The 18,245-nt window shown below is 44.0% G+C and carries 16 protein-coding genes; 2 read left to right on the forward strand and 14 right to left on the reverse strand.

Features of this window, described 5'->3' with window-relative positions:
• Positions 1–25: 25 nt before the first annotated feature.
• The 3 genes from uvrC to ACSAJE_RS08115 all read right to left on the reverse strand — a co-directional run bounded on the left by uvrC (position 26) and on the right by ACSAJE_RS08115 (position 5,468).
• The gene (gene uvrC / locus ACSAJE_RS08105; protein WP_458008788.1) at positions 26–1,888 is read right to left on the reverse strand and encodes an excinuclease ABC subunit UvrC; all 1,863 of its coding nucleotides are present in this window, start codon (positions 1,886–1,888) and stop codon (positions 26–28) included.
• Between the two features lie 28 nt (positions 1,889–1,916).
• On the reverse strand, positions 1,917–4,259 hold the full coding sequence (locus ACSAJE_RS08110; protein WP_458008789.1) for a methyl-accepting chemotaxis protein: 2,343 nt from the start codon (positions 4,257–4,259) through the stop codon (positions 1,917–1,919).
• Positions 4,260–4,574: 315 nt separating this feature from the next.
• Positions 4,575–5,468: a DUF2156 domain-containing protein gene (locus ACSAJE_RS08115; RefSeq protein ID WP_118690498.1), complete on the reverse strand. Its 894-nt coding sequence runs from the start codon at positions 5,466–5,468 to the stop codon at positions 4,575–4,577.
• A gap of 250 nt (positions 5,469–5,718) precedes the next feature.
• Between ACSAJE_RS08115 and ACSAJE_RS08120 the strand changes: the two genes are divergently transcribed.
• Complete coding sequence (locus ACSAJE_RS08120; RefSeq protein WP_458008790.1) at positions 5,719–6,456, forward strand: hypothetical protein; 738 nt, start codon at positions 5,719–5,721, stop codon at positions 6,454–6,456.
• A gap of 129 nt (positions 6,457–6,585) precedes the next feature.
• Here ACSAJE_RS08120 and rplA read toward each other — a convergent pair whose 3' ends face one another.
• The 11 genes from rplA to bsh all read right to left on the reverse strand — a co-directional run bounded on the left by rplA (position 6,586) and on the right by bsh (position 17,065).
• On the reverse strand, positions 6,586–7,278 hold the full coding sequence (gene rplA, locus ACSAJE_RS08125; RefSeq protein ID WP_022025624.1) for a 50S ribosomal protein L1: 693 nt from the start codon (positions 7,276–7,278) through the stop codon (positions 6,586–6,588).
• 117 nt (positions 7,279–7,395) lie between these two features.
• Complete coding sequence (gene rplK, locus ACSAJE_RS08130; RefSeq protein ID WP_022025623.1) at positions 7,396–7,821, reverse strand: 50S ribosomal protein L11; 426 nt, start codon at positions 7,819–7,821, stop codon at positions 7,396–7,398.
• A 116-nt stretch (positions 7,822–7,937) separates the two neighbouring features.
• Positions 7,938–8,459, reverse strand: coding sequence for a transcription termination/antitermination protein NusG (nusG, locus tag ACSAJE_RS08135; protein ID WP_022025622.1), 522 nt, complete (start codon positions 8,457–8,459; stop codon positions 7,938–7,940).
• An 11-nt stretch (positions 8,460–8,470) separates the two neighbouring features.
• Entirely contained in the window at positions 8,471–8,728 is a 258-nt protein-coding gene (gene secE, locus ACSAJE_RS08140) for a preprotein translocase subunit SecE (RefSeq protein ID WP_022025621.1), read from the reverse strand.
• Between the two features lie 38 nt (positions 8,729–8,766).
• Positions 8,767–8,931 (reverse strand): 50S ribosomal protein L33, encoded by a 165-nt coding sequence (rpmG, locus tag ACSAJE_RS08145; RefSeq protein WP_279220188.1) that lies wholly within the window; start codon positions 8,929–8,931, stop codon positions 8,767–8,769.
• Positions 8,932–9,123: 192 nt separating this feature from the next.
• On the reverse strand, positions 9,124–10,971 hold the full coding sequence (locus ACSAJE_RS08150; protein ID WP_458008791.1) for an ABC transporter ATP-binding protein: 1,848 nt from the start codon (positions 10,969–10,971) through the stop codon (positions 9,124–9,126).
• Positions 10,964–13,378, reverse strand: coding sequence for an ABC transporter ATP-binding protein (locus tag ACSAJE_RS08155; protein ID WP_458008792.1), 2,415 nt, complete (start codon positions 13,376–13,378; stop codon positions 10,964–10,966). The genes ACSAJE_RS08150 and ACSAJE_RS08155 overlap by 8 nt, the downstream gene beginning before the upstream one ends.
• On the reverse strand, positions 13,371–13,838 hold the full coding sequence (locus tag ACSAJE_RS08160; protein ID WP_022025618.1) for a MarR family winged helix-turn-helix transcriptional regulator: 468 nt from the start codon (positions 13,836–13,838) through the stop codon (positions 13,371–13,373). The genes ACSAJE_RS08155 and ACSAJE_RS08160 overlap by 8 nt, the downstream gene beginning before the upstream one ends.
• Positions 13,839–14,226: 388 nt before the next feature.
• A complete protein-coding gene (locus ACSAJE_RS08165; protein ID WP_444156409.1) occupies positions 14,227–14,601 on the reverse strand; it encodes a NusG domain II-containing protein in 375 nt (124 codons plus the stop codon).
• Positions 14,602–14,626: 25 nt separating this feature from the next.
• Positions 14,627–15,916, reverse strand: coding sequence for a hypothetical protein (locus ACSAJE_RS08170; RefSeq protein WP_458008793.1), 1,290 nt, complete (start codon positions 15,914–15,916; stop codon positions 14,627–14,629).
• Between the two features lie 177 nt (positions 15,917–16,093).
• Positions 16,094–17,065 (reverse strand): choloylglycine hydrolase, encoded by a 972-nt coding sequence (gene bsh / locus ACSAJE_RS08175; RefSeq protein ID WP_458008794.1) that lies wholly within the window; start codon positions 17,063–17,065, stop codon positions 16,094–16,096.
• A gap of 327 nt (positions 17,066–17,392) precedes the next feature.
• On the opposite strand from bsh, the gene ACSAJE_RS08180 reads away from it, so the two are divergent.
• Entirely contained in the window at positions 17,393–18,244 is an 852-nt protein-coding gene (locus ACSAJE_RS08180) for a hypothetical protein (protein ID WP_458008795.1), read from the forward strand.
• Position 18,245: the final 1 nt, after the last annotated feature.

Consider the following 18,245-nt stretch of genomic DNA (forward strand, 5'->3'; position numbering starts at 1 on the left):
AACTGACAGAAAATCATCTATTTTGTTATGAGTCTTTCTTATGAAAAAACTCATATACATTTTGTGCTGCCTGTTCATTCATGGACTCAACTTCAGCCAATTGCTCTACGGAAGCTGCCTTGATCGCATCAAGTGAAACAAACCGCTTCATCAACTGTTTGCGACGCTTCGCCCCAATCCCCGCAATGTCATCCAATATGGATCTGACTTGCACTTTACTACGTAAAGAGCGGTGATACTCAATGGCAAAACGATGCACTTCATCTTGAATGCGTGTCATTAAATGAAATCCTTCACTACATGTATTGACCGGTATCTCACTCCCCTGAAAATACAATCCACGGGTGCGATGCCTGTCATCTTTCACCATGCCGCAGACCGGTATCACTATTCCCAGCTCCCTCAAAACAGACTCTGCAACATTCACTTGGCCTTTCCCGCCATCCATCATGATCAAATCCGGGAACACCGTAAAGCCTCCCGTTACTTTTTCCCCTTGATCTATCTGTTGTCGTTCCTCCAGACCGTGACGAAATCTTCTTCCAAGCACCTCTTCCATGCTGGCATAATCATCCGGGCCTTGCACCGTCTTAATGCGGAACTTACGGTAATCGCTGCGCTTCGGCTTTCCGTTTTCAAAAACAACCATAGAGCCAACCGACTGAAATCCACTGATATTCGATATATCATATGATTCCACCCGCTTTACTTCAGACATGCCTAACAGATCTGCGATCTCCTGCATTGCCCCTAATGTACGTTCTTCTTCTCTCCGCAGCTTTTCTGCATCTTGCGTCAAAACCAGCGCTGCATTCTTATGCGCCAGCTCGACTAAACGCTCTTTCTGTCCCTTTTTGGGTGCAAGAATAGATACCTTTCCACCACGACGTTCCGACAGCCAATCCGAGATCAGGTCTTTTTCTTCTAATTCATATTCTACCATGAGTTCTCGCGGAATAAAAGGTGTTCCTGCATAAAACTGTTTGATAAACGACTGCACTAACTCTTCCGGTGCATCACCGTCTATCCCTTTTAAATGATAATGATCCCGACCGATCAATTTGCCCTCGCGAATAAAAAACACTTGAATGACCGCTTCCAGATCAGTCTGCGCCATAGCGATCACATCGCGGTCAACCCCGCCAAAATCTGTAACTTTCTGATGCACTGCAACTTTTTTGACACTGGCGATCAGATCGCGGCAAGAAGCCGCTTCTTCAAAGGCAAGTTCCTCGACTGCTTTCGCCATCTTTGCTTCCAGCATTTCTAAAACCTCTGAGAAATCTCCTTCCAAAAGTTTCAGTGCCTTGCTGAAATTTTGCTGATACTGTTCCGGAGTCACATATCCCTGACATGGTGCCTGACACTGCTTAATATGATAATTCAAGCACGGTCGTTCTTTACCGGTATCTCTTGGCAGCACACGATTGCATGTTCGTATCTGATAGATTTTATGAACCAGATCCAACATATCTCTTGCAGACCCTGCACTGGTAAACGGGCCAAAATATTTACATTTATCCCGCCTCTGCTCCCGCGAATAGATCAACCGCGGATACTCTTCATATACGGTTGCTTTGATAAACGGATATGTTTTATCATCTTTTAACATCGTATTATACTTTGGACGATGCTCCTTGATCAGGTTGTTTTCGAGTACCAGCGCCTCCACCTCGGAATCCGTAATGATATACTCAAAATGATCAATCTGCGAAATCATTTTTTCAATCTTGGGCGATACTTTTCTGCTCGCATGAAAATACTGTCGCACACGATTTTTCAAACTAACCGCTTTGCCCACATAAATAATAGCATCTTTTTTGTCGTGCATTAAATAGACGCCCGGTTTGGCGGGCAGTTTTTTTAACTCTTCCTGCAAATCAAACATGGGCGTCTCCTTAAAATTCTAATTCAAATTACAATTTAATCTTCTTTACACTCTGGTCTAACTGATAAGCGATCTCCTTCAAACCTGCTGCACTATCAGATATGTTCGCCAATGTGTTGCTGACCTCCACAACTGATGCAGATGTCTCCTGACTGCTGGCTGCATTCTGCTCAGCAATGGCAGAAAGATTCTGCACGACATCAACGACCTTACTTCTGGAATCATCCAAGCTTTCTGTTCGTCCGGAAATCGTAACAACACCTCCGATCGCCTTCTCAACACCTTCGTAGACATCCGCAAAGCGTTTCTCTGTCTGCTGCATCTTATCGCTCTGAACAGCCATGATCTGTTGTACTCCCTGCATAGTATCCACGGCATGCGTCGAGTCTTGTATCAAAACATTTGTAATATCATCAATCTGTTTGGCTGAATCATTTGACTGCTCTGCCAGCTTCTGAATCTGAGAAGCAACCACAGCGAAACCACGTCCCTGCTCGCCGGCACGTGCTGCTTCAATAGATGCATTCAGTGACAACAAATTGGTCTCTTCTGCAATTGATGCGATAATATCTGTCGCTGCCTTGATCTTCTGCGCGGAAGCATTCGTAATATTGGTCTGCTCATAAATCTCATCGATGGAAAGCTTGGTCTGGTCATTCACTTCCATCAACTCTTTCAAAATGGACATTGCCTGATTACTGGACTCTTGCATCTGCTTTGAATTCTTATGTAATGCTTCTGCAACGGAATTCGTTTCTTCGATCATATTGCCCATCGTAATGACATTTTCTGTCGCACTCTGTGTCTCATCAGCCTGATTTGTCGCGCCACTGGCGATATCACCCACAGCACTTTCTACCTGCTCGATCGCACGTGCTGTATGGGCGGCATCTTTATCCAAGCTTTCAGACGCATTGAACAGACTATTACTTTGTGCCTGAATGTCCTGTATCATCAGAACCATTTCTTTACGAAGCGATGCAACTGAACGGCTCATCATGCCGGTTTCATCCTTTCGCTTTAGCAAACGTTCTGCAGCCTTGTTTTCTGTAAAGTCCATTCTGGACATCTTTTCCACAATTTTTGAGATCATGATCAGCGGTCTTGTCATTCTGCCCGTGATAAATGCTGCCAAAAATGCGAATATAACAACAACAATAACAAATGCTACCGTTCCGGTCTTTATCATATGGTTGATCGGTGCTAAAATGTCATCCTTATCCGCTGTAATGACAAGAACCGTCGGCTCTTTTTTGGTGACATAATATGCTGCCATCTTTGCTGTTCCTTTATATTTATACTCAACAACACTTGTCTCAGGTCTGGATCCCATCTGAATATCTTCTACGACCTTTTTGATCACTGCATTCTCTACCGGTTGTCCAACCTTTTCCCCTTCCGGGTGGCAAAGCATCATGCCGTCGCTTCCGGATACAATATATGCATAACTGGAATCAACGCCCTGCAAAGCTACATTACCAAATGTATTTTTCATAGAAATTTTATTGTTCAGGTTACCTGCCGCAATAAATTGATCCAAAGAAATACCGTTCGCAGTTACCATATCGTGCATGTAATGCTCCGTCTCAACTTGAATTGCCGATTCTGCTTCAGGCACTACGATCAACAGCATGATCGCACCGGTCAGCACAACTGCCAGAATTACAAGTATAGACACTCTAAACTTCAATGAAGATACAAAGCCAACCTGCTGCGCTCTCGTCTTCTCCTGCTCAGCGACTTCCTTTGCTCTTTCTCCGAGCTCCTTTGCCTTTTCTGCAGATTTCTCCGCAGACTTCTTCACCTTCTCCGCAGACTCTTCCGCTGTTGCTTTCACCTTGTCTGCAGCTTTCTTAGCTTTCTCTATCTTGGCGGCTTCTTTCGCCTGCCTCTTCTCATTCTTCTTGCGCTGTTTTGCTAAACGCTTCTCTTCTTTTCTTTTCTGTTTATCAGTCTTCACTTCATCTATCGCTGGTTCATCCACCGCATCTGTAGTCTCCACTTCATCTGCTACCGGTTCTTCCACCGCATCTGTAGTCTCCACTTCATCTGCTGCCGGTTCTTCCACCGCATCTGTAGTCTCCACTTCATCTGCTGCCGGTTCTTCCACCGCATCTGTAGTCTCCACTTCATCTGCCGCCGGTTCTTCCACCGCATCTGTAGTCTCCACTTCATCTACCGCCGGTTCTTCCACCGCATCTGTAGCCTTCGCTTCATCTGCCGCCGGTTCTTCCACCGCATCTGTAATCTTCTCTTTGTCTACCATTGGTTCTTCCACCTCGTCTGTAGTATTCACTTCGTCTACCATTGGTTCTTCCACCACATCTGTAGTCTTCACTTCATCTACCGTTTTTTTATCTGCACGATCCATACGCTTCCTCCTTATTTCGGAATGTATTTCCCTCTGAAAAAAAATTCCTCACCAAAACACATGATATGCTCTGATGAGGAGAGGGGTTTGAGGGGTATATCTAGTCGCTATCTTAACGACTGACTATAGTATATCAGCATTCCTTACAAATTGCAACTAAAATTGTAAGAAAATTGTAAAAAATTTCATTCAAACTTCAAGCAACGAAAATTGTCACTTCATCACATATTGCTTATTCTGTCTGCAATAAACAGATATTTTGCAGTTTTAAATAAACGTTCCGTGTTGCAATATCGTCTTATACCGAATATTCTGCTATTTACGCACTACCATATACTTTTCCAATAAAATATCAGGAACATAAGACATTTTTGCTTTGCGCAGCCCTTCTGCTCCGGCATCATCTTCTCGATTAATATAGCGGTACTGCTGGCATTCATGCTTTACAAACTGCTGGTTGATCATCGGATATGCTCCTTGGATCTCTGGAAATGCTTTTTCAAAATGGACCGCCAACGTATCTCCACCAAGCGATTCTCCCATCGTAAAGGCCACAACTTCTCTATCTGCCCAAAGCACACCTCCAACCATTCCCAATTTGTCATAATGCTGCAATGCCTGATTCACAACTTGAAATTCTTCTTCCATATCAGGATCCCATTTATCAGCACGCTTGCGCTTCCAAATTTGATTCATCTGCAGACAAGCCTGCCAATTATCCGGTCCCAACGACTCATATCGCCAGTCATGATTTTCCTCAAAACGGTGAATATGGCCACGCTTTCCATGCAGTTTTTTACCTGCTAACGTCGTCAAACGTTCTGTCTCATAAATATAATCGTAAATATCCCGTTCCGGCGTAATGATAAATTCCCCCGGATGCCATTTTTCTAACAATTCAACCTCATCCCGCAACAAACCGTAAAACCGCAATGCATCCTGTCTTTTAGTCCATTCCAAAATACGTTCCAAAGCCTGTTTCTTATCTCCCGGTCCGGACGGAAAATCATAATACAGATCGGCGCCATCATAAAACCGCACACTGATGCAGCCATCAAATTCTGCCATTTCTGCCGGATATACACTTTGCCACAAATAATTATTAGCAAAACAATGTTCACAAGTTCTTCGTGGATCCTGTGCATACATGGTCATCATAAGCTCTCTATCTTCCAAATTAATTTTATGATATCGTATTCTTTCCTGCATAACTCATAACGGTTTCCCGTTGTTTCACCTCGTTTTCTACTCTTATCTTACTCTTAATTCTCCTCATGTTACCATGAAAAATTCAAAACATCAACAATACTTATGTTTTCTGTCTCCCTTGCCGATATAATATACAAAGTCCCAAAGAAAAACAAGCAGCTGCGAAGCAGACATTTGTTTTTCCGGGCTCATTAACGAACACACAGTCTGGCAGCAAAGAGCTGCGGACTCGGAAAGGAATGTAGGTATTATGGTCGCTACAACTTATTCGTATGACTTTTATTTGCGGGGGATATACTCTTCAAACCGTGGTGCACGCAAAGCAGAGCGTCGTTCATCCATGCAGAATAGTGAACTTACCAAGGCGGATTCCTCAGCTATGAAAAAGATCATTGAGCAATTGCGTCAGTTGGAGTGGAGTGAACCAACCGTAATGGAAGATAAAGATTCCAATTCGATGAATACGGTCAGCGATTCCACCAATTATAAATTTACAAAACTATTTGCAGATACTTATAATAATTTACTGGAAAGTGCAGGCAACTCGACTTCCGGCCAGGCAAAACGTCTTGTCTCACGGATGAAACACTTGACCAGAGAGCAAAAAGACGCTTTAGAAAGCGTTGGTATCTCGATCAGTTCCAACGGCAAACTCAGTGTTAAGAAAGGCACTGTAAATCAGGCCGCAACTTATAGGTTCAAGCAATTATTTGGCAGTGACAGTGATTACCTGACAGAAATGTCTTCCATTGCAAAAAAGATAAAAAGACATGCAAGTCAGATCGTGATCCCGCCTAAAAAAGCCAAAGCGAGCACAAAACAGGATAGTACCAGTAATGCTGCTGATACTTCCTCTGTAGCGGCCATTGCAGAAATCGCGGGCAGTGTTCACACTGCAGATCTCGCCGGCATTACTACAGATACCGCAAATACTTCCGGCTCTGCATCCAATTCTCTCATTGGCAATACCGTGGATGTGATTCTTTAATCGCTGCATATTGGCATTACCGTGGATGTGATTCTTTCATTCCATGTGATACCACAAAAGGCACCGCATAAACTTCCGTTTATGCAGTGCCTTTTTATTGGTTAAAACCGTATTACAATCCGTTAAAAATTATACGTATTTAGCAGTGTTAAGCTTTACTCCTGGTCCCATTGTTGCGGACAAGGATACGCTTCTATAATACTGACCCTTAGCTGCTGCCGGTTTAGCCTTTGTGATAGCACCCATCAATGTCTCGACGTTCTCTACCAACTGCTCCTCAGAGAAGGAAACTTTTCCTACCGGTACATGTACGATATTAGCTTTATCCAAACGATACTCAATCTTACCAGCCTTGATATCCTGAACAGCCTTAGTCACGTCCATCGTTACAGTTCCAGCCTTAGGGTTTGGCATCAGACCCTTAGGTCCGAGTACACGACCCAAACGACCAACAACGCCCATCATGTCCGGTGTAGCTACAACTACATCAAACTCGAACCATCCATCGTTCTGGATCTTAGGGATCAACTCCTCGCCACCAGCGTAATCAGCGCCAGCTGCAAGAGCCTCATCTACCTTGTCACCCTTAGCAAATACCAGCACGCGAACAGTCTTACCTGTTCCGTGAGGAAGTACAACAGCACCACGGATCTGCTGATCTGCGTGACGTCCGTCTACACCCAATCTGATATGTGCTTCTACAGTCTCATCAAACTTTGCAACAGCTGTCTCTTTGATCAACTTTACAGCATCAGCAACTTCGTACTGTGCAGCTCTGTCAATCTTCTTAGCAGCCTCAACGTATTTCTTTCCTCTTTTCATATTATATAACCTCCTAGTGGTAGTAACGGCGGGTCCATGACACATCCCTTGTGTCGCCTCCCACATCGTTCAATCAACAACAATCTTTTTTATGCGATAATTCCGGCGTTCACTTAATTATTCCTCTACAGTAACACCCATGCTGCGAGCTGTTCCTGCGATCATGCTCATTGCTGCCTCAAGAGAAGCTGCGTTCAGATCCGGCATCTTTGTCTCGGCAATCTCCTGAATTTTTGCTTTAGAGATTGTAGCAACTTTATTCTTGTTTGGCTCACCTGATGCATGCTCAATACCACATGCCTTCTTGATCAGCACTGCTGCTGGAGGAGTCTTTGTGATAAAGCTGAAGCTCTTATCCTGATATACAGTGATAACTACAGGAATCAACATACCTTCCTGTCCAGCTGTTCTTGCATTAAACTCCTTTGTAAATGCTACAATGTTTACTCCGTGCTGACCAAGTGCAGGACCAACCGGTGGTGCCGGTGTTGCCTTTGCAGCAGGAATCTGTAATTTAATATATCCTTCGACTTTCTTAGCCATTGTCTCTTACCTCCTGTGAAAATACCGCTTACGCGGTTACTATCTAACATTGCGGATGCCACATCTATATGGCGTCCAGCTCGGAATGACTTCTTCATCCCTTCAAAACGAAATCATTATAAAACCTCAACATCGTTAAAGCTGATTTCAACCGGTGTTTCACGTCCGAACATATCGATATTGATCGTAACCATACGGTTCTGATGATCGATCTGACGAACAATTCCGGTGGTGTCTTCCCAGACACCAGACTTAACAATCACAGAATCGCCAATGCTGAATGGTGCATTCGGTGCATCCACCTTCAATCCCATGCTTGCCATCTCTTCATCTGTTAATGGTACCGGCTTGGATCCCGGTCCTACGAACCCTGTCACACCACGTGTATTGCGTACCACGTACCATGTGTCATCGTTCATAATCATCTTGATCAAGACGTATGCAGGGAACATCTTCTGCTGAGTAATCTTCTCTTCGTCATCCTTTTCCTTTACTACATTGAGCATCGGAACGGAAACTTCCAAAATCTGATCCTGCAAACCACGATTTTCAATGGTCTTCTCGATATCCATTTTTACCTTGTTCTCATAGCCTGAATAGGTATGAGCCACATACCAACGCGCTTCTGCATCTGCCATAGTCAATCACCTTATCCTATCTGAAAAACCTTGTCAAGGCCTGTCTTGATCAGCAAATCAAGCAGGGCAATGATAATACCCAAAATAACCGTACTAACTACAACTGCTGTAGTCTCTTTCGTGATCGTTTCCTTATCCGGCCAGATAATTCTGCGAAACTCTGCTTTCAGTCCTTGCAGACGGCTCTTTTTCTTAGAAGCCGTGGCGGTCTTTGCGGTCTTTTTTGGTTCGTCCTGCATTACTTCTTCTTTATTCTCAGAATTTGCCATCGTTCAACCTCATTCCTTTCCATTCACGCGGGAAACGATTATTTCGTCTCTTTGTGTAATGTGTGTCTTCTACAGAATCTGCAATACTTCTTCGTTTCCATACGATCCGGATGATTTCTCTTCTCCTTCGTCGTATCGTAATTACGCTGTTTGCACTCTGTGCATTCCAAAGTAATCTTTACTCTCACGGCTTTCACCTCCATTAAATTATTGGCGCCCGAATTTTGGGCATAAAAAAAAGACTGTTACATCGCCCATCTACTATAGCACAGAACAGGTTGTCCGTCAAGAAAAATTCTACATAAATTCAGAAATTTAGGGAGGATACGGGATTTTTCTTTCTCGTATCCTCCTATTCTGTCTATATACACGCATGCTCCCCGACGCTTATGCTTTTATACTGCCTCTTCAAACTGTGAGTTATACAGATTTGCATAAAAACCATTCGCCGCTAACAAGGTATCATGGTCACCCTGCTCAATAATATCGCCATCTTTCATCACTAAGATAAGATCTGCATTGCGAATTGTTGATAAACGATGCGCGATCACAAAACTTGTGCGCCCCTTCATCAGATTGTCCATCGCCTTTTGGATCTCGATCTCCGTACGCGTATCAACCGAAGAGGTTGCCTCATCCAAAATAAGGATCTTATTATCCGCCAAGATTGCACGTGCAATCGTGAGAAGCTGCTTTTGTCCTTGTGACACATTGCTTGCATCTTCGTTGAGCTCCATCTGATATCCGCCCGGCAGTGTCTGAATGAAGTGATGTGCCCGCGCCGCTTTTGCCGCTGCAATGACCTCTTCATCAGTAGCATCCAAACGGCCATAGCGAATATTTTCCATGATCGTACCCTTAAACAGCCATGTATCCTGCAGCACCATTCCGAACGCATCTCGCAGATCACGACGATTGAAATCGCGGATATCTCGGTCATTCAGCCGTATACTTCCCCGATCTACATCATAAAATCGCATTAGTAATTTCACCATCGTCGTCTTACCGGCTCCGGTCGGACCAACGATCGCAATCTTCTGTCCCGGTTCTACATGTGCACTAAAATCATGAATGATCGGCTGCTCCGGCTGATACCCGAATCCTACGTGGTCAAAGGTAACCTCACCGGTTACTTTAGAAATATCTGCCGGCTGTTCTGCAAGCTGTATCTCCTCTTCTTCCTCCAAAAATTCAAATACACGTTCCGATGCCGCAGACATCGACTGCACCATATTGATAACCTGTGCAATCTGCTGAATCGGCTGCGTAAAGTTCTTGACATATTGGATAAATGCCTGAATATCGCCAATGGTGATCACGTTTTTGATGGCAAGCAGTCCACCGGTCAATGCAACGCACGCATAGCCCAGATTGCCGACAAACATCATGATCGGCTGCATCATACCTGACAAAAACTGTGATTTCCATGCCGAATTATACAAAATACGGTTTGTGCGTTCAAATTCCTCTATTGTTTCTTTTTCGTGGTTAAATGCTTTGACAACCAAATGCCCACCATATACTTCTTCTACCTGACCATTAATATGTCCCAGATATTCCTGCTGTGCGTGGAAATATTTTTGAGATTTTCTGGTTACCAATGCGATCAATCCCATCGAGATCGGCAGTATGATCAAGGCGATCAATGTCATCAACGGTGAAATGCTCAACATCATGACCAGCACACCTATCAGCGTTGCAACGGACGTAATGATCGTTGTAATACTTTGATTTAATCCCTGTCCAAGTGTATCCACATCATTTGTAATGCGCGACAGCACCTCGCCGTAAGTACGACTCTCAAAATACTTCATTGGCATACGATTAATCTTTTCGGAAATTTCCCGGCGCAGTCTGTAACAGACTTTCTGGGTGATCCCGGTCATGATCCATCCCTGCACAAAACTAAACAATGCACTTGCCAAATACAGTGCCAACACGATGAGCAGGATCAATCCGATTTTATGAAAATCTATGCTTCCGGTGCCTTGGATCTTTTTCATCAGCCCTTCCGAAAGTGCTGTCGTTGCTTTACCAAGTATTTTAGGACCTGCCACATTAAATATAGTAGAAAACGCTGCAAAGAGCATCACTACAAAAATACCGATCTTATATTTTGCAATGTACTGCATCAACTTTTTGACGGATTTCTCCAGATCTTTTGGCTTTTCGCCCGGCTGCATACCGCGTCCCATCGGGCCTCTCCGCTGTGGTCTTTGTCTTAATTCTCGATTCTCACTCATGCATTGTCACCTCGCTTTCTTCCATTCCAAGTTCGCTGGCAGACAACTGAGATTCTGCAATCTGTCGATACACCTCACAGTGTTCCAGCAATTCTTCATGTGTTCCCTTCCCTACAATTCGTCCTTCATCCAATACCAAAATCTGCTCTGCGTGCAGAATCGTACTGATTCTCTGCGCTACAATAATTATGGTACTATCTGTTACATTCTCGCTAAGTGCCCCACGAAGCGCAGCATCCGTCTTGAGATCCAATGCCGAAAAACTATCATCAAAAATACAGATCTTCGGATTCTTAGCGATTGCTCTTGCAATTGCCAATCTCTGTTTTTGTCCGCCGGAAACATTCGAACCGCCCTGTGCAATCGCACTGTCATAGTGTTCTTCCTTGGCATCAATAAACTCTGTTGCCTGTGCTATATCCGCTGCACGTTCGATCTCTTCCTCGGTGGCATCACCTTTACCAAAGCGCAAATTGGATGCAATGGTTCCCGAAAATAGAATTCCTTTCTGAGGCACATATCCAATCTCCTCACGCAGATCCGACATCGCGATTCGACGAATATCTTTGCCATCTAACGTAATCTTTCCATCGGTAACGTCATACAAACGTGGGATCAGATTAACTAATGTCGATTTGCCACAACCGGTGCTTCCGATAATTGCGGTTGTTTTGCCCGGTTCTGCGACAAAATCTATGTCATGAAGTACATCCTCTGTTGCGCCCGGATAACGGAAACATACGTGTTCAAAAGCAATGCGTCCGTTATGCGTTGTAAGTGTTTCCGGCTCATCGATATCAACAATTGAAGATTCTGTCTGAATGACCTCATCAATACGCTCTGCTGCGACAGCGGCACGCGGCAGCATGATCGACATCATTGTCAGCATCAGGAATGACATCACGATCATCATCGCATACGTGATGAAAGCAGTCATTGCCCCTACCTGCATACTTCCCGCATCAATCTTTTTGGCACCAAACCAAACAATGCCAACCGTCAAAACGTTCATGATCATCATCATACCCGGCATCATAAACGTCATCACACGATTCGTAAACAACGTCGTTTTGGTGAGGTCTTTGTTAGCTGCATCGAAACGCTCTTCCTCTGTGTCCTCCCGACCAAATGCGCGAATAACGGAAAGTCCTGTAAGGATCTCTCGAGAGACCAGATTGATTCGATCCACTAATTTTTGCATCAACTTAAATTTTGGCATGGCCGACGACATGAGTAACAGCACATAGCCGATGATAACGATGATCGCAAGAACAATGATCCATCCCATTCCGGCACCTGTCTGTACCACTTTCAGAACACCGCCAATGCCTAGTATCGGCGCATACGCAACCATCCTAAGAAGCATTACCGATACCATTTGAATCTGTTGAATATCATTCGTACTTCTCGTAATAAGGGAAGCCGTTGAGAAACGATCCATTTCTGCATTGGAAAATCCAACGACTTTTTTGAACACATTTTCTCGCAGCGTCATACCAATTCCGGCAGCTACTTTGGAGGCAAAGAAACCAACTAGTACGGTAACAACTCCCATCAGCAATGCCATTCCAACCATTTTCAGGCCGGCATATACTAAGTATGTTTTTTGTATTTTATCCACATCGACGCCTGCCGCTTTGTCACAGGCAATCGCATAGGCAATGCCTGTTGTCTTGACCAACGAACTGCCCATTGTGTCGATCGTGTTTTTCATGCTGTCTCTCGTAGAAAACAGCGTCTTTTCGTCGAGCATTCCGTTTTTTTGCATAGCGATAAATACCGGACGCACATCGACACATTGTACCATTTTGGAATTTCCATCAGAGTCTTCTTTCTTTTGGCGGAAACGATGCAGTTTCACACCCATAAATTTCTCGATCTGATCTACGCTAAGTCCGGACTGATTCTTTGATGATCGTCCTACTTTTGCACTATTGCCATTCTGGCTGCCGACATCTTTGCCGCCTTGACTCGCTGCGTCATTCTGGCTGCCGTTATTTTTGCTTCCGGATGCCATCTGGCTCGCCACCATTTTTTCGAAGGTTTTCTCCTCCATGGCACTCATTTGATAATTCATGATCAGCGGCAGCGCAAGCTGTTTGTCTAACTCCTCTAATCTGTCCTGCGACAAATTTTTCAACACCTTTGTGTCGCCTTTCTTCACATAAATATCATTCCAAATGCGCTTTTCCTGATCCGTCATGATAAACTGCGCAGTTTGAAATTCCTCTTCCTGAATCTTCTCCGGCATCACATGCTCGACGCCATGATTTTGGATTCCCACATCGATAATATCCGACGTGTACGATGGAAGAGATAGGTCGCACCATGCCTGCACAACTAACAGACCAATGATTGCGATCACGATCTTCCAATACGGAATCATGTTTTTAAATATTTTACTCATCGTCGTTTTCCTTTCTGTTCTTCCATTTTCTACAGGAAATTTCTTCCTGTGCTGCAATATAAACATCATTCAGATAGCAAAGAAGACGTTCTCCTTCTTCTTGGTCAACCCGTTTGCCAACAGCATCCGAAAAATCCTTCATGATCTTTTCCGCCTGCTGCATTATCGCAATGCCCTCCTCTGTCATGACAACATAGGTATTGCGACGATCCTCCGGATTCACAACACGTTCCACATATCCTTTCTGCTCCAGTCCCCGCAGCGTCCGCGATATCGCCGAGGGCTTCACGCACGCTCTCTTGATCAATTCCGACACGGAAATCCGACGATCATCTTCTGCTTTCATTGCAATCAGCATCGTAAGATACTCCATTCGGCTGATTCCAGGCAGCATATCACTAATATTCAGCTTACGAAACTGATTCATAATGCGGAACATTTTCTCATGATACTTTGTCATATGCTCCAGTCTCCTCCAATTCATTAACATTGTTAATTATTATGCGCGTTAAATAATAACACCCCATTCTTTCACTGTCAACCAAATATTCTTCAACTTTAGAAAGATTTTAGAAACTAAACTTCCCATACCGCCTTATCTCAGACAATCCTCTGGGCATGTAAATCAATCATCAGAGACAACAAAATCTAGAAATCACTGTGAAAACTAATTGCGGCAAAGCAATTGCTATCGTTTCTTGATGGCAGGACTCACTATCTAGCGGCTGCAAAATACTTAGTATTCTTTGACATAATAAGTAATATGTGGTTTGACAATAACCTCCGGTATGGGAAGTTGGAGTTAGAAACAAAAAGGACTTCGCAAAATTGCGAAGTCCTTGTAAGTGCTATTGGGCAACACCATCCAGATCTCCTGTTTTGGAAGATTGAATTGTTACTATTACTTTATGCGGCAGACAAATAATCGTTTCTCCATTGCTCCGGATCCCTTTATGATGTACACAGATCTTGTCCGGACAATCTGCCTTTTTCATGAAAACTTTCCCATCTTTTATCTGCACTGTATTCGTGTGGCCCCCATCCGACGGCACATCCACCGTCGCATCTTCCTTCAGCGAAAGTGTCTTATATACATTACCATCAACGGTAATCTCCACAATCGCTGCTCTGCCTGTCGATGCAAAATAGAGCCGATACACGCCAAAACTCACCAACGCAAGCATTAGCGCAATACCTACTATCATATAATCTGCTTTCTTCACACTACTTCTCCATGAGCTCGCCATACTAGCAATAATAGTTAAACAGCATACCGCTGTAGAGGGATGTTGTATAGGCATATCCCACTGCCGGCTTGCTCGTATTAGGATAGCTCACTAATGTTTTGTCAACATATTCCATAGGATCCAGCTTAACATAATTCATCTTTGCAAGCATTCTGCTGCTCAATCGGGATCCTGCTCCAAACAATTCTTGAAAGGAACCGTCCATAGCCGACTGTTCTGCCAAATAATCATCCATTTCCAAATATCCCTGATCATTAAAGGTCAGACCACAGGATTCCAAGTCTGACTGGAACGGCATCAACACACTTTGCATTTCACGCACAAGTTTCGGTGTATGTCCGCTCTTCTCTGCATAATTCCAAGAGCTGTCAATCATCTGGTTATAATGATCCAAAACGTTTCTCACACCATTGATAATCTTATCACTATCCGGTGTGTATGTGATCTGTGCCGGTTGTTCCGAAATGCGTTTCATCTGTATCTGTAAACTTCCCGCAAGCTTAAATTGATTGGACATGGAATGTTTCTCCACACCATTGATCTCAAATGATGCATTTTCCGGATTCTGAACAATCCGATTTAACCCATAGTATGAAGTAATTCCCTCGGAATGCTGTCCGTCAGGTCGATCTTCAAACGATAATATCGGCTCCCCATCCGGGCTTCCTGTCATATCCGTTGAAATCCTCATTGCGATCTTACCGGCTTCTCTCGAAACCGGCTGTGCCTGAATGCCTATTCTCGCTTTCGTAATGAAATCCGCCAGTCCACCGATCACCTCTCCGTGTCTGGCATCTTTCTTAATATTATATTGAAAATCATAGGAATCATCATTCACTCGGATCCGAAAGCGGTACAATCCCTCTTCCAGGCTCCTGCTGGAATCATAAAACTCTTTGCTCACATTGACCTGCTGCTTCGCTAAACCGTGCACTTCCATCGAAAACGGTGACGGCAGCTTCTCATAATCTTCCGTATCAATATTCACCGATACATCCCCAGACTGCGAAGAGACTGCCTTCCGTACACCAAAGACTGAACTTTCATCTTCTGTCATCAAATCCTCAAATGCATCATGCAAAGCAATGGAGGACTCTTTCACATTCAAGGCATATGCCTGTTTGTCATCAGAAAGTTTTACGAGATAGATTGGTGAGGACTTTGTACGTTTCGCAATGTCGCGCACAATGGAACGAAGTTCTGATGTCTTATGCGCACCATACTTCGAAGCTGCCGGTTTCGTGTTATATCCGGTCATGAGATAATTATATACATTTAAATCCATCGCCATACCGCATCTCTCCTTTCCCTGGAATCTTACAATGAGACATCCTTGCCTCTGCATCGGTCAAACATCTTACTCCGCAGTACTCCTGAAAGTCTGCCACTATTTATTTTATTATACGTAGCAACCCAAAGGACTGTCAATTGGTAAACCTGCACAAATAAATACTACAATTGGATCCGCTTAATTTTCATATGCAATCTTTTCCTGATGCTGCATCGGATAACGAATCAGTTGATCCCGTTCTAACATATCCGGTCTCATACGAACTGCTGTAATCTGACGATTTTCATATGTTGTGTAATAAAAGATTCCCTGAGATGCATTACAGCAGGACGTATAGATGGTATACTCATATTCACCATCCCTCACCTCACAGCATCCTTTTTGCTGCGAAATTGTTTCCATTATGTGAAAATATTGACCCACCTGTGATTCCTCTGTCTCACCACTGATCGCATTTAACTTTGTAAATGCTGCTCTGACAAAACGGGATGTCGACGATAGATCTCCCGGCAGACCGAGTGCTCCCATTCCTCGGCTGTAGGTGCCAAGAACGCCGGGTGCCAAATGATTTTCAGGCTGTTTTGGTGATAATTGCATATAATTGTTCAGCAAAAACATCTGCTTGTCAAAAGGCGGATTGTTGGTAAGTACCCCAACCGGGTTGTCATAAATACGCAGACCTTCTTCCACCATCTCCACAGTGATCGACTGCTTTTCATCCGCAATAAGCCAATGCAGGGAAGATGCGGGATATTTGCCGGCAAATGTCTCCCCGATCAGATTAAGACCGATCAGATAGTCTCTCACCTGTTCCACACTCTCACAAGCCCCCAATACCCACGGAATAAACTCATATGTCGCCACATTTTTGGCATTTTCCTCATATTCTCCATAGCAGGCATTCCCAACAAAATTCAATCCTGCCATTCCCAGACCTTTTTCATTTACTGCTTCATAATATAATGGATATTCCTCCGCGACGTGTGCCATTCCTATCATGGCATAATGCGTTGTGCATTCTCCCATATGTGCATACGAAAACTGATAATGCCGCGGCGTGATAACCACTTCTTCACCATATGAACTCTCATAATCTAATGTTCTTCCAAAATAGAAATCCTTTGCTTTATACGATATTGCAGTACACATACAATCACTCCTCTCTATGACATATAATTTACTGAAACTTCCCACACCTCATTATCTCACGCAACCACATATTGCTTATTATGTCAAAGCATGCTAAGTGTTTTGCAGCCACAATATAGCGGCTTCTGCCGACAGAGAACTATAGTAATTGCCTTGCCGCTTTATCGTTGTATAATGATACTTCTTCTGCGCAAAAGTTTTAATTATATAATACGTGGGATTGGCACATTTTGCAAGATTATTCATACAGTAAGGTAAGACACATGAAACCATCTTTTTACAATTATCGATTATGCCGCTGCAACAAGCGGCAGAACGGAGGTTACTATGGCACGTTTTACAAATCAGGCACAGCTTCGCTACGGTAATGCTGTGACCAATTCCAACGTTGCAGTTGGTGAAATTTTGGAAGTTTTATCTGCTACCAAGACCGCTGTAAAAACCACTTACGGACAAAATGACACTGTCACCTATATTATCAGCATTGTCAATTCCGGTGCAACAGCATTCAACGGACTTACTTTAACGGATGATCTTGGTGCTTACACATTTGGTACCGGTACAGTTACACCTCTTACCTATATTCCGGGAACCATAAATTATTATATCAATGGAACGCTTCAGACTGCTCCTACAGTTGAAGCCGGGCCGCCACTGACCGTATCCGGTATTAGCGTTCCTGCAAACGGCAATGCAACAATTATTTACGAAACAGCCGTAAATGAATTTGCGCCGTTTGCAACCGGTTCTGATGTTGTAAACACCGCAACAATTACCGGTGGCGGCATTACACCGATCACGATCTCCGAAACGATTGCTGCAGAAAGCACGCCTATCCTTAACATTACCAAATCTGTCAGCCCGGTCCCTGTTACCGAAAACGGCATTTTAACTTACACTTTCCTGATCCAGAATATGGGAAGTGCACCTGCTACCGTCACAACAGGTGCCACGATCACTGATACGTTCAATCCGATTTTATCCGGTCTGACCGCAACTTTCAACGGAACCGCATGGACTGCGCCGACTAATTACACGTACAACGAAACAACCGGTTTGTTTGCCACTGCCGCTGGTCAGATCACGGTACCTGCTGCCACCTTTACGCAGGATCCGGAAACGGGGGCTTGGATTACAACACCCGGTGTTAGCACATTAGTTGTCACAGGCACGATCTAGC

The sequence above is a fragment of the Jutongia sp. SJQ-6 genome, assembly GCF_054161275.1.